Source organism: Vibrio algarum (genome assembly GCF_028204155.1).
In the GTDB taxonomy this organism is placed as follows: domain Bacteria; phylum Pseudomonadota; class Gammaproteobacteria; order Enterobacterales; family Vibrionaceae; genus Vibrio; species Vibrio algarum.
The window spans coordinates 2,234,784-2,247,489 of sequence record NZ_JAQLOI010000001.1 but is presented as its reverse complement, the minus strand read 5'-3'; the positions used below and the strand labels follow the sequence as shown (position 1 = coordinate 2,247,489).

Below are 12,706 nucleotides of genomic sequence, written 5' to 3'. Positions count from 1 at the left end.
ACTCAAGTAGTGAAGAAACATAAAAAATGAATGAGATTATACAAGTATTACCTGTGATTTTCGCGTTGCTAGCGACAGGAGTGGTTGCTGGGCTATTAGCTGGGCTATTGGGTGTAGGTGGCGGTATTGTTATTGTCCCTGTACTTTTTTACCTCTTTCAACTTTTTGATGTTAGCCCTATATCGGCGATGTTGATCGCGACGGCAACCTCGTTGGCGACCATCGTTCCGACTTCGGTCAGTTCGATTAAGGCACACCATCAAAATGGCAACGTGGATTGGCACCTACTCAAGTGGCTTGCCCCATTTATTGTAATAGGTGTTGTGACTGGAAGCTTATTGGCAACCCGTGTCGGTGGCCCATGGCTTACTGCATTGTTTGGCGTTATCGCGACCCTTTCCGCACTAAATATGTTGCTTCGGGCCAAAGCAGCTCCGATGGCACAAGCATTGCCTAGCAAGGCGGGTCAAAGTGTGATCGGCGGCACTATTGGTTGCCTGAGCGCAATGGTTGGCATAGGTGGTGGCACATTAACGGTTCCAACTTTGTCAGCTTTTAATTATCCCACACACAAAGCCGTTGGTACGGCAGCAGCCGTTGGGCTTTTAATTGCCCTTCCCGGTGTGCTGACTATGTTGTTGGTGGGTGCAACACCTAGCGATGCGCCATTTGGAAATTATGGATTAGTTAACTGGCTTGGGTTTCTATTTATAGTCCCATTAACCGTCTATTTTTCACCGATTGGTGCAAGTCTTGGTAAGAAACTAGATAGTGTGTTGTTAAAGAAAATATTTGCTGTGGTATTAGCTTTTACTGGTATTCGTATGCTGCTGCAAACGTTATAAATAAAGAGAATTATGATGAGTTCCGTATCGGAACTGACCAAATTTATTGAAAAAGATGTATTTCAAGGAATGAAGAAATGGATTTATTCGAAAGACTTTCGCCTCCACCACGTATCCTAATGGGGCCGGGGCCAATTACGGTTTACCCACGTGTACTTCAAGCAATGGGGAATCAACTTATTGGGCAGTATGATCCAGTAATGACAGGCTATATGAACCAAACAATGGCGTTGTATCGGGAGATTTTTAAAACCAATAATGACGCCACGGTGTTAGTGGATGGCACAGCCAGAGCCGGTATTGAAGCGGTATTGGTGTCACTTATTGAACCAGGCGATAAGGTGTTAGTACCTGTATTTGGTCGTTTTGGACATTTATTGGCAGAAATATCTGAGCGAGCGGGTGCAGATGTGGTTACCTTTGAAGTTGAATGGGGTACGGTAGTGACCGACGCCATGTTGGAGAAACAGATTATTCGTCACAAACCAAAACTACTTGCTTTGGTTCAGGGCGATACCTCAACGACAATGTTGCAACCATTAGAAGGGGCCGGAGAACTGTGTAAAAAGCACGGAGTGCTGTTTTATAGTGATGCAACGGCCTCTATCGTTGGCAATTCTTTTGAAACGGACAAATGGCAGCTAGACGCAGTATCTGTTGGCTTACAAAAATGTTTGGGAGGTCCTTCTGGTTCAGCTCCGGTAACGCTTAGTGAACAAGCAGTAGAGAGAATTCGTCAGAGAAAACACGTTGAAGCCGGCATACGAACGGACTCTCACCAAGCAGGACAACGGAGCCGAATTCGTTCCAATTATTTTGATTTAGGTATGATCTTAGATTATTGGGGTGAAGAACGCTTAAACCATCATACTGAAGCGACCAGCATGTTATTTGCAGCACGTGAGTGCGCACAACTCAATTTGCAAGAAGGTTTGGATAATGTCATTGATAGGCATAAACGAGCCGGAGATGCTTTAGCTGCCGGGCTGCGTGCTTTAGGTTTGAGTTTATTTGGGGATTTAAGCCACAAGATGAACAATGTTGTGGGTGTGGTTATTCCGTCTTACGTTGATGGTGAAGCCGTTAGGCAAGCGATGTTGACTCAGTTCAATATAGAAATTGGCACCTCTTTTGGTCCGCTTCACGGCAAAATATGGCGTATCGGTACTATGGGCTATAACGCAAGATTAGACACGGTACTTCTTACCTTGGTTGCGTTAGAAGCGTTATTAGTCCAGTCGGGCGGCTCGATTAAGCAAGGAGCAGCCTATCAGGCAGCAGTAGAAAGATATGATGTGGGAGAATAGGCTATGGATAAAGCGTTACTTCATAAGAAATTACCTAGAGAGACCGCTGATAAGCTTGCAATAACAGTGATGGAATACTGTGAATTGTTGGCAGGCTACACCCAAACTCAGGGTCAAATGGATAGGCGTTATTTGACCCCTGAACATAAACGTACCAACAATAAAATTGCTCTGTTAGCGCAAGAGAGTCATTTGCATACTTGGCAAGATCAAGCGGGAAATCAGTGGGTAAGGTTACAAGCGAATCAAGAGACGAATCAACGTATTATTTTAGGCTCCCACACAGATACGGTTCCTAATGGTGGTAAATATGACGGTATTCTTGGTGTTGTCGCTCCCTTGGTTTTGCTCAAACATTTTGCCGATAACGGCGTTTGTTTTGATTTCCATGTTGATGTCGTCGGTTTTGGTGACGAAGAGGGTACGCGTTTCGGTGCAACTCTTCTTGGTAGCTCTGCGATTTCAGGTAAGTGGAAAAGTAAATGGCGAGAGCTAGTCGATGAAAATGGCGTGACATTAGCCCAAGCGATGCATAGCTTTGGACTCGATGTATCAAAGGTTTCTGAGGCGCAGATAGACAGTAATCATGTACTGGCCTATCTAGAACTGCATATTGAACAAGGCCCAGTGTTGGAAGAAAAAAATCTGCCTATTTCTGCCGTTAATGGCATTGCAGGAGCAAGACGATTCGCTATCACTTTAGAAGGTAAGGCTGGACATGCTGGTACTGTGCCAATGGGTTCGAGGCAAGACTCGCTTGTTGCTGCAAGCCAATGGATCGTCGAGTTAAATAAAGCCGCGCAAAATACGATAACCGATGAGTATCCAGTGTTGGCGACGGTGGGTAAGTTAGAAGTTTATCCTGGTGGGGTAAATGTGATACCAGGCAGTGTTGGTTTGTCACTAGATGTCAGAAGCATAAATGATAGTGCAAGAGATACTTTCATTACCGACAAATTAGAAAGATTAGAATGTTTAGCCAACGCTCACGGATTGAGAATAGAGCTTGAAGAGACTCATACTGCGCAAGCCGTTAGCTGTGATACTAGTTTCACCGAGGCAATGACCGAGGTAGTCGGTCTGTTAACCGGCACACCTTTAGCATTAAGCTCTGGGGCAGGGCATGACGCCATGGTCTTGGCAGAAATTGTACCAACAACGATGCTTTTTATGCGCTGTGAAGGTGGGATCAGTCACAATCCTAAAGAGTCTATTTGCACAGAAGATGTTTCAGTTTCTTTGTCAGCATTAACCATGTTTATTAATGAGAAGGTCGTTATTTAGTCGTTTTATGGTAGCCTAGCGTCATTATATACATGAACCACTTGGTAAACATTAATGAATGACTCTATTGGCTACTTTGCAGCGTTTTGTACTACGTTCTCGTTTGTTCCACAGGTAGTATCTATTTTGAAAACGAAAAATGTAGATGGGATCTCTACCGGTATGTACTGCATGTTTGTTACTGGCGTATTTAGTTGGTTAATTTATGGCATTGTTAACCAAGACTGGCCGCTAGTAGTTGCAAATGTAATTACGGGTATTCTCTCTAGTATGGTGCTTATTCTTAAGCTGATGTCTGACCGAAAAAATGCAGCTACCCAATAGATCTCTTAGTTATATCTTGAGGAAATTCGTTGGTGAGGCTTAATTGGGGTTAGCCAGATTTGGATATACCTAAACTTAGCGAAGAAGAAGTTATTCGACAGTAGCAAACGAACAACTATCGCTAGCTGGACGTCAAAGACGTACGCTTGGGCGTGTAGCGGCAATGAATATCATTTTTCTGCCATCGAATCTTAGTTTTCGATATGAAATAGTATTCATTTGCCCCCAGTCAGGCGGATTTAAATTTCGAGTGTGATGTCAATACAAGGGCCAATGGTGTGCTACACTATTGGACCTTGTGTTTTATATTGAGTATTTGCAATGACTATGAAGATAGTTAATTTTGCTAAAAATTCGGGAATGCCCTATGTGTTTTGGACACCGTTGCTCTTAATAGGATTGTTATACTCTTCTATTATTTATGCTGCCTCGGAGCCTGCAAAACGGTTACTGCTCATATATTCATACGGTCCTACCTTCCAAACCACTGAAAAAGTATTCGCAGGTCTACAGTCTGCTCTCGCTGATGTTAATGTAGACATCGATGTTGAATATATGGATAGCAAGTCGCTTTACGATGAGAGTACGCTTAATAATTTTTATACATCTTTAAAATATAAGCTATCCAAAAAAACACCCTACGATTTTGTAGTAACCGCAGACGATAATGCGTTGAACTTTGTACTAGAACATCAGCAGGAACTGTTTACCGATATCCCCGTTACTTTTCTTGGTGTCAACAATATTGCACTCGCTAAATCTCAAAACAGCAATCCTTTAATTACGGGGGTCATCGAAGCGATATCCCTCGAAGCCAATATAGAATTGGTAAAATCTATGCTACCTCAGCATGCGAATGTTTTCGTCATTAGCGATAATACGACCTCTGGAAAAGCTGACACGTTTAAGATAACGGCGTTAATGAGCGAATATTCTTCCATTAAATGGCATTTTCTCAATTTATCCGAATTGAGTTGGTCAGAGTTAAAAACCAAGTTGAATCAAATTAACCCTGAATCTAGCTCTATTCTGCTTCTATCTGCCTACAGAGACAATCAATTTGCGAGTAAAACGTTCTATGAATCCCTTGACTATATTGTTGAAAACTCATCGGTACCTATAATTCATCCTTATGAGCATGGACTGGGTGAAGGCGTTTTAGGTGGAGTAGTGATAAGTCATGAACGTCAAGGTTTTGAGGCTGGTCGATTGGTGTCGATGATGATTAACGGCACCTCAATAGAGGCGCTATCGGTCATTGAAAGCAGCCCTAACATTGCTGTATTTGATGCTCGGCAATTAGAAAAGTTTAGTATTCTTCGCTCTCGCTTACCCGATGGTGTGGAACTCCGTTTTGAACAACCAGATATAGTCGAGCGTTATAACACGGAGATATCATTATCACTTTTGGTCGTGGTTATTTTGCTTATTGTTCATAGTTTAGTTCGTTATCAAAACAATAAAAACATACAAGCAAGTGAAAAAAAATTAAGCGCAATTTTGGATAATGTTGATGCGTATATTTACTTAAAGGATATTTCCGGAAAATACTTGTTTGCAAATAAATTAACAAGAGAGCAGTTTGGTTTGTCTTCAGAACAGATGATGGGCAAAACAGATTTTGAGTTATTCGATGAGAAAACAGCCGAGAAAATAGCCGACGTTGACGGCCAAGTTATAAAATACAAACACCGCTATTCAAAAGATGAAACTTATTGGCGTGAAGAGCAACAAACGCAGCAAGATGTGAAAACAACCAAAATCCCCCTTCTTGATGAAAAATCAGAAATTTATGCGTTGTGTGGTATTTCAGTAGATATGACAGCGCAGAAACGCCACGAGCGGATGCTTGAACAGGCTACGTTTTATGATTCATTAACGGGTGTGCCGAACAGATTAACATTTATGGATCGTTTGGTTCAGGCAATATGCAAAAGTGAAGATAATAATAGCCCACTGTATGTCGCTTTTTTTGACGTTGATGATTTTAAAAACATTAATAAACAGTATGGCCATGAGATAGGTGATGTTGTCATTAAGAGCATTGTCAATCGAGTAAAAGGGATGGTAAGTGAAGATAGTGTAATTGCCAGACTTGGTGGTGATGAGTTTTATCTACTGTTTGAGTCGGACAGTGAAGGAAAAGAAGAACTCGAACACATATTAGATTGTATTTCTGAGCCTATTGAAGTGAAGACAAAAAAAATCACAGTTACGGCCTGTGTAGGCGTCACTCGTTACCCGCAAAATTTAGCTTTGGAACCCGAGCATTTAATGCGACAGGCAGAACAGGCCCTTTATGTGGCAAAAAGTTTTGGTGCAAACTATATACACCACTTTGATAATTTCACTCTTCATCAAGAAAGCTCAGAGAGGTTTAAGCAGTTACTTACGGCATTTTCTAGCCATGAACTTGTTCTTTTTTATCAACCTAAAGTCAGCCTGAAGGATGGAAGCTTAGTTGGTGTTGAGGCGTTGATACGCTGGAACCATCCAGAAGAAGGGTTATTAAGTCCAACTCAATTTTTGCCTGATGTTGAGCGTTACAACTTAATTAAAACATTGGATGACTGGGTTATTGATCAGGTACTACTTCAGGTAAATGAATGGTTTAAAATTGGGTTGAGACTACCAGTAAGCATCAATGTTAGTCATGCTTACTTTAGGCAGAGAAATATTGCCAAATTATTAGAAAGTAAGTTGTCGCATTATCCCAATTTACCCTCGTCATCGATAGAAATAGAAATCGTAGAAACCAATGCTTTAGAGAATCTAACTGAAGTGGCTGATACTATCCGATCGTGTAATGAATTAGGTATTAGCTTTTCGTTGGATGATTTTGGAACTGGCTATTCGTCACTGACTTATTTGCAGCAACTTCCTGTAAGTACATTGAAAGTTGACCGAAGTTTTGTCATCGACATGCTAAATAACTCAACAGATATGAGCATTTTACAAGGGATACTTGGGTTCTGTCGCGCGTTTGAAATGACGGCGATTGCTGAAGGTGTAGAAACGCTAGAACATGGACTAAGACTTAAAGAAATGGGCTACCATGTAGCGCAAGGCTACGGTATTGGGAGACCAATGCCACAAGAAAAACTGTTGGATTGGATTGACGCTTGGACACCACCAGAAGAGTGGAATATAACGCCCTAATAAACTTCAAACATAACAATGAGGGAAGGTGGGTTAGATCAAATCGTTGATATAGGAGAAGAAAGGTTCATTTCAATGGTAGAAAATGGACAGGCCTGCTTACACTGCGAGCTGCCGTTGCAATGCTCATGGAAAAACGGTCTAAGATAAGTATCTGCTTGTGAGCCCTGTAAAGCACCAGTAGGTGTTGAGATGCTCTCAATTCATTGATTACGCTAATGCTTTCTAGGCTTGCATTATTTAGAATTTATTTTCTAGATAAATGTCTGGTTAATAGGTATAAATGAGCGGTCTTACTCGCAACGAAATGAGAATAAAATGGATATCGCTAAACTGATTGTCGATTGTAAAAACACCCATGGAGAGGGTATTGTTTGGTGTGAAAAGCGTAAACAAGTACTTTGGACGGATATTGAAGGGCGCTTTCTTTGGATGTATTGCCCTGAAACTCAAGTCTCTACATCTCTAGAAATGCCAGACCGTCTGTGTGCCTTTATGATTAGAGAAGACAACACACTGCTAGCAGGCTTTGATTCTTATGTCGCAATAATGGCCATTGAAACGAACACGGTAGTCAAACAGTTTGATTTCGAGCCAAACAACCCATTCAGTCGATTGAACGACGGTAAATCTGACGGCAATGGTAACTTTGTTGTTGGTGGGGAAAATGAATCGGGTGATTGTTCTTACAATACGTCTGTCATTAAAATAGATCGTGATTTAAAGGTACATACTCTAATCGAGGATGTGACCTGTGCAAATAGTATCTGTTTCTCTCCTGATGGCAGTACCATGTACTATACCGACACGCCAACCAGCACGATTTTTGCCTATGATTATTCACCCGATTGCGTAAGTTTGCCAACACCAAAGGTTCTCTTTAAGGGAGAAGGTCGCTTTTCTCTGCCTGATGGCTCTACAGTCGATAAAGAAGGGTATATCTGGAATGCTGTGTGGGGAAGTAATGCGGTAATACGTATCCATCCTGAGACAGGGAGTATTGTTCGGATCATCGATGTACCTGCGAAAAATCCAACATGTGTTGTAATTGGTGGTACGAATCTAAAAACACTCTTTATCACTTCTTCTCGTAAAGGACTAACCGATGAAGAACTAAATGAACAACCTAGTTCTGGTGGTTTATATTCGATAGATTTGTAATGTAAAATTTGTGTCTCTGAGTAAATACAAGTTGTTGGTAAAGGGACGACTTGTATTTGATCCGCTTATTCATCACCTCTAATAACCGTAACCCTATTTCTCCCTGCCTCTTTAGATTCATAAAGCGCAGCATCTGCGCGATGAAAGACATCGGTTTGATCTTCGTCAGATGCGTTTATTTGGCTGACACCGATACTGACGGTAATGTTGGCTTGCTTGCCAAAGAATGAAAAATCATGCAGTTCTATTCTGTTTCTTATTCTTTCGGCAGTTAGTTGTGCGCCAATAATATCGGTCATATTCAGAATGACGGAGAATTCTTCACCTCCTAGTCGTCCAGCACTGTCCACCTCACGTACCTCTTCGGTAATGATTTTAGCGATTTGTTTTATTGTTTCATCGCCAAACGGATGACCAAAATTGTCATTGATGGATTTAAAATAGTCTACGTCGATAAGAATAATAGAAGTATTGACGTTATAGCGTTTGCGGCAACCAAAGCACTGTTTGATACGTTCGCTAAATGCGCGTCTATTTAATAGTTGTGTTAAGTCATCAATTTCTGACAGTTCGATAAGCCGCTCTTTTAGCTCATAACTGTCGGTAATGTTTCTTGAAATCCAAACCACAGCATCTTGTTCTTTATACTTTTCGGCTAATATATGAACTCGGCCTTCATACCATTGAGTGCGGATAGGAATAATCGCTTCGGGAAGGGTGGAATGTTGTTGGGGTGAAAGAGTATAAACGTGATTTTGTGTTTTATGCGTTTGCAGAGACTTATCAATCACAGCCTGAAATGTTTGGGCAGCTTCGGTCTCCATTATGTCTGAAATGTTGGCACCAACCAACTTGTTAGCACTAAAATGGACATTCGTATCTGTGCCACCAAACACATCTAAAAACTGACCAGATGAAGAGAGAATAAAGACTCGGTCAGGTAATGTATCTAGTACTGAAATGATTTCAGATAAACGATTCGGCTCTTGATCCATCAGTTTCCACAATCTTAATAGCACACATCTTGCAAATATAAGCGTTATACCCACAAAATCTATCGGTCTACCGTTCTCCTGTGATTTGGATCATGTGGTAATAAGATAAATTTCATCATATTTACCTTGATTAGGTATTGCAGTTCACTCCGCAGCTTTACCATTCACACCGTATATCCGCCATTTGTCGTAAACCTCAGCGTCGCTTCCTAATCAAAGTTAACCTTTCAGCATCAATCGTATGAAAGGAATAAGAAGATGAAATCAACTCGGTCAAAAGTCCTTATAGTGACAAGCGCTTTTTTTAGCCACTTAGTTTTATCTGCCCCTAATGAAAAGGTTATCGCGCAATATAATCAGGCAGCTCAGGGTGATGAGTCGCAAGTTGAAATAGTCTACCAACAACTACAGAGCGGAATGAAGAGAGATGGGGCGGATGCCCTTAGTTTGGTTTACCTTGGAAGTACACAAACTCTCATGGGTCGAGATGCGTTTATGCCTTGGAATAAAATGAAATACACGGAGCAAGGTTTAGCGACTATCACCAAAGGGCTAGATTTGTTATCTACTGAAAATACGCCTACGAATGAACAGTTGAGAATTCAAGGTATACCAGAGTCAATTTTAACTCGTGCTATTGCCGCTTCTACTTTTACTTCTCTTCCGGAAATGTTCAATCACTTTGAGCGAGGATACGACCTTTACTTAAACCTGCTTAGAGATGATACGTTTAACTCTCAGCCATATGCTGCTACTTCATGGATCTACTTCTACGCAATAAAAGCGGCAATAAAAGCTGAAGATACCCTGCAAGCAGAGCAATGGATGCAAGAAATGATTAGACGAAATAGCGATGATGTGATGACAGTTCAGGCGCAAGCTCTTTTTCCTAAGACAAATTCTTCATCGAACAAAGGATAGAAAATACCGATGCTAAATTTTCATAATATTAGTAAGCACTACTCACTTGGACAGCAGAAAGTTATTGCGCTTAACGAAGTGAGTGGAGTGATATCAAAAGGAGAAATGGTCTCCTTGTGTGGGCCATCGGGTTCTGGAAAAAGTACTTTGTTAAACATTTTAGGGTTGTTGGATATGAACTACTCTGGGTCTATTAACCTTGACGGTGTTGTCTATCCTAAACACCCCATTGAAGCCGCTAAAATACGACGATCCCGATTAGGGTTTGTCTTTCAAAAATTCAATTTAGTTCCAGTGATGAATGCTTGGGAGAATGTGGCGTATCCCTTAATGTTAAACGGGTACTCGCTGAAAGAACAGAAGAAAAAGGCAACGGAAATTTTAGTCAAAGTGGGACTAGAGCCGTTCATAAAACATCGACCAGACAAACTTTCTGGAGGGCAACAGCAGCGAGTAGCTATTGCTCGAGCGCTTGTACATAGACCGGAGATTGTGATTGCCGATGAGCCGACAGCTAGTTTGGATAGCCATACGGCTTCCGTTGTCATTGAACAGATGAAATCGCTTGGACGTGAAATGGGGACGACATTTATTGTGGCGACCCATGATCATCGGATGGCAAGCCACTGCGATAGGACCATTACCTTGCTCGATGGAGAGATTGAAATGGAGAATCTAAAATGGGTCAGTTGATATCACAACCACTTCGTATAGCCTTCCTTAACTTAAGTCGTAATGCACGGCGTAGTTTTCTGTCAGTATTGATTGTCACTATCGCTGTATTCGCATTGACGGCAGCGGGAGGATTCGGATTATATACCTATGAATCCTTGAAGGAGTCTACGGCGCGAGACACTGGGCATCTTACACTTAGTCAACCTGGTTTTTTCGAACAAGATGAAGACGTTCCACTAGCAAATGGGTTGACAGATGGGGCTGAGATCACCAAGCAACTCGTCGCGAATGATTTGGTTCGCGGTATTCAACCGAGAATAGAGTTTACTGGATTGGTTTCCAACGGTAATAAATCAACTATCTTTGTTGGCACCGGTGTCAATGGTAGAGAGTTTGATATGAAAGGGCCTTTTCTCGACGTAAGGCAAGGAAAGACCTTATCGAATGTACATTCAACTCGTTATGATCCTGCTGAACCTGAGGTTATGTTGGCTGTCGATCTGGCTAAAAACTTAAAAGTAAACACCGGTGATTGGGTTACTTTGTTAACCACAACCAGTGAGGGGGCACTAAATGCGTTTGATTTTAAAGTGCATGGGATCTACTCAACAGGCGTGCCTGAACTCGATAAACGTCAACTTTATGTGCATATTCAATCGGCACAGCAATTGCTTGATAGCGAGAAGGTGAGCAGTTTATCGGTCTTTCTATTTGAGACGGAACAAACACCAAGCGCACAACACTGGGTAGAGCAAACGTTAAATCAACTGGATCTAGCGGAACCTATCGAGGTAACTCCGTGGCAGGATAGAGCGTTTTTTTATATCAAGGTTAAAAATCTCTACGATCGTATATTTGGCATTATGGGTGCGGTTATGGCATTAGTCGTGTTCGTTGCAATTTTTAATACCATGACTATGTCCGTGACAGAAAGGACTAGAGAGATCGGAACGTTGTCCGCATTAGGCACCTACCCAAGAGAAGTTGTAGCTGGTTTTGTTCGAGAATCTGCTGTGCTTGCCATCATTGGTTCCGTTCTAGGTGGTGTTGTTACGGCAGTGACTAGCCTTGTTTTGTTCGTTTCGGACATTCAAATGCCGCCACCTCCGGGCAGTACGGAAGGTTACCCTCTAAATATTTATTTTTCGTTTGAACTGCTTGGCTTTAGTGTTATCGGAGTCATGTTTATTTGCGTAATGGCTGCTTGGCTATCCGCTTTAAATGGTGTGAAAAAACCTATCACTGAGGCATTAATCTATGTGTAGTTTGAAAATAAAATCGCTTAAATTTGTATTGGTGATCTGTTGTCTAACGCCTATATTTATCGGTAAAAGTGTAGCTAAAGATGTGACTGAAATGATAAAAAAAGCCGACCACTACCGGCTAGACTCATCATCGTCGAAAGTAACTTCTATAGTGAAGCTCTTTGAAAATGAAGAGCTAGATAAAACACGTGAGTATCACGTCTATACGAGACCAAATCGCGAATCGTTGGTGGTGTTTAAATCGGCAGTTGAAGTTGGTCAAAAAATGCTAATGTTAGGAGATAATTATTGGTTAGTGATGCCGAAGAGCCGTCGTCCGATTCGCATAACGCCCATGCAAAAACTATTGGGAGAGGCCTCAATAGGTGACATTTCGACGTTAACTTGGAGTGATGACTATAATGCTACATTGATGTCTAGAGAATCGATAACTCTGTCTGAGCAGCAAAACGTAGACACCTATAAACTAGAATTAGTCGCTTCTACGAAAGGAGCGAGCTATCAAACAATTGAGCTATGGTTAGATGCTAGTAACGATTTTCCAGTAAAAGCTAACCTATACCTTCGTTCTGGAAAACTGGCCAAACAAGCGATCTTTAGTCAGGGATTACGAGATGATAAGTTGCGAGTCGTTGCCATGACTTTGATTGATAAAATCCAACCGGCTAAAAAAACCATCATTAATTACATCGATATTGTTCCAATGGAATTGGCTGAAAAATATTACAATCCGGCTTATCTAACTCGAAATTCGGTCTTGGAGTTATAGC

Annotated in this window: 11 protein-coding genes; 10 read left to right on the top strand and 1 reads right to left on the bottom strand. The window is 41.5% G+C overall.

Annotation, left to right across the window (positions count from 1 at the left end; genetic code table 11):
• Positions 1-26 precede the first annotated feature (26 nt).
• The 6 genes from PGX00_RS10535 to PGX00_RS10510 all read left to right on the top strand — a co-directional run bounded on the left by PGX00_RS10535 (position 27) and on the right by PGX00_RS10510 (position 8,080).
• On the top strand, positions 27-845 hold the full coding sequence (locus PGX00_RS10535) for a sulfite exporter TauE/SafE family protein (RefSeq protein WP_272135977.1): 819 nt from the start codon (positions 27-29) through the stop codon (positions 843-845).
• A gap of 77 nt (positions 846-922) precedes the next feature.
• Positions 923-2,152 (top strand): pyridoxal-phosphate-dependent aminotransferase family protein, encoded by a 1,230-nt coding sequence (locus PGX00_RS10530; protein ID WP_272135975.1) that lies wholly within the window; start codon positions 923-925, stop codon positions 2,150-2,152.
• A gap of 3 nt (positions 2,153-2,155) precedes the next feature.
• Positions 2,156-3,436: an allantoate amidohydrolase gene (locus PGX00_RS10525; protein ID WP_272135973.1), complete on the top strand. Its 1,281-nt coding sequence runs from the start codon at positions 2,156-2,158 to the stop codon at positions 3,434-3,436.
• A gap of 54 nt (positions 3,437-3,490) precedes the next feature.
• Entirely contained in the window at positions 3,491-3,760 is a 270-nt protein-coding gene (locus PGX00_RS10520; protein WP_272135971.1) for a SemiSWEET transporter, read from the top strand.
• Between the two features lie 321 nt (positions 3,761-4,081).
• Complete coding sequence (locus PGX00_RS10515) at positions 4,082-6,919, top strand: ABC transporter substrate binding protein (RefSeq protein ID WP_272135968.1); 2,838 nt, start codon at positions 4,082-4,084, stop codon at positions 6,917-6,919.
• A 318-nt stretch (positions 6,920-7,237) separates the two neighbouring features.
• Positions 7,238-8,080, top strand: a complete 843-nt coding sequence (locus tag PGX00_RS10510; RefSeq protein WP_272135965.1) for an SMP-30/gluconolactonase/LRE family protein — start codon at positions 7,238-7,240, stop codon at positions 8,078-8,080.
• A 65-nt stretch (positions 8,081-8,145) separates the two neighbouring features.
• Here PGX00_RS10510 and PGX00_RS10505 read toward each other — a convergent pair whose 3' ends face one another.
• The gene (locus PGX00_RS10505; RefSeq protein ID WP_272135963.1) at positions 8,146-9,075 is read right to left on the bottom strand and encodes a GGDEF domain-containing protein; all 930 of its coding nucleotides are present in this window, start codon (positions 9,073-9,075) and stop codon (positions 8,146-8,148) included.
• Between the two features lie 258 nt (positions 9,076-9,333).
• Between PGX00_RS10505 and PGX00_RS10500 the strand changes: the two genes are divergently transcribed.
• Genes PGX00_RS10500 through PGX00_RS10485 form a run of 4 tightly spaced genes read left to right on the top strand, consistent with a single transcriptional unit; the run spans position 9,334 to position 12,705 of the window.
• On the top strand, positions 9,334-9,996 hold the full coding sequence (locus tag PGX00_RS10500; RefSeq protein ID WP_272135961.1) for a hypothetical protein: 663 nt from the start codon (positions 9,334-9,336) through the stop codon (positions 9,994-9,996).
• Between the two features lie 9 nt (positions 9,997-10,005).
• Positions 10,006-10,689, top strand: coding sequence for an ABC transporter ATP-binding protein (locus PGX00_RS10495; RefSeq protein WP_272135960.1), 684 nt, complete (start codon positions 10,006-10,008; stop codon positions 10,687-10,689).
• Positions 10,677-11,936: an ABC transporter permease gene (locus PGX00_RS10490; RefSeq protein ID WP_272135958.1), complete on the top strand. Its 1,260-nt coding sequence runs from the start codon at positions 10,677-10,679 to the stop codon at positions 11,934-11,936. Before PGX00_RS10495 ends, PGX00_RS10490 begins: the two co-directional genes overlap by 13 nt.
• Positions 11,929-12,705, top strand: coding sequence for an outer membrane lipoprotein-sorting protein (locus PGX00_RS10485; protein ID WP_272135956.1), 777 nt, complete (start codon positions 11,929-11,931; stop codon positions 12,703-12,705). The genes PGX00_RS10490 and PGX00_RS10485 overlap by 8 nt, the downstream gene beginning before the upstream one ends.
• The last annotated feature ends 1 nt before the right edge of the window (position 12,706 follow it).

Coding starts and splice junctions, on each gene's coding strand:
- PGX00_RS10500 (WP_272135961.1), top strand. CDS start 9,334: ATGAAATCAACTCGGTCAAAAGTCCTTATAGTGACAAGCGCTTTTTTT.
- PGX00_RS10515 (WP_272135968.1), top strand. CDS start 4,082: ATGACTATGAAGATAGTTAATTTTGCTAAAAATTCGGGAATGCCCTAT.
- PGX00_RS10505 (WP_272135963.1), bottom strand. CDS start 9,075: ATGGATCAAGAGCCGAATCGTTTATCTGAAATCATTTCAGTACTAGAT.
- PGX00_RS10510 (WP_272135965.1), top strand. CDS start 7,238: ATGGATATCGCTAAACTGATTGTCGATTGTAAAAACACCCATGGAGAG.
- PGX00_RS10530 (WP_272135975.1), top strand. CDS start 923: ATGGATTTATTCGAAAGACTTTCGCCTCCACCACGTATCCTAATGGGG.
- PGX00_RS10490 (WP_272135958.1), top strand. CDS start 10,677: ATGGGTCAGTTGATATCACAACCACTTCGTATAGCCTTCCTTAACTTA.
- PGX00_RS10520 (WP_272135971.1), top strand. CDS start 3,491: ATGAATGACTCTATTGGCTACTTTGCAGCGTTTTGTACTACGTTCTCG.
- PGX00_RS10485 (WP_272135956.1), top strand. CDS start 11,929: ATGTGTAGTTTGAAAATAAAATCGCTTAAATTTGTATTGGTGATCTGT.
- PGX00_RS10535 (WP_272135977.1), top strand. CDS start 27: ATGAATGAGATTATACAAGTATTACCTGTGATTTTCGCGTTGCTAGCG.
- PGX00_RS10495 (WP_272135960.1), top strand. CDS start 10,006: ATGCTAAATTTTCATAATATTAGTAAGCACTACTCACTTGGACAGCAG.
- PGX00_RS10525 (WP_272135973.1), top strand. CDS start 2,156: ATGGATAAAGCGTTACTTCATAAGAAATTACCTAGAGAGACCGCTGAT.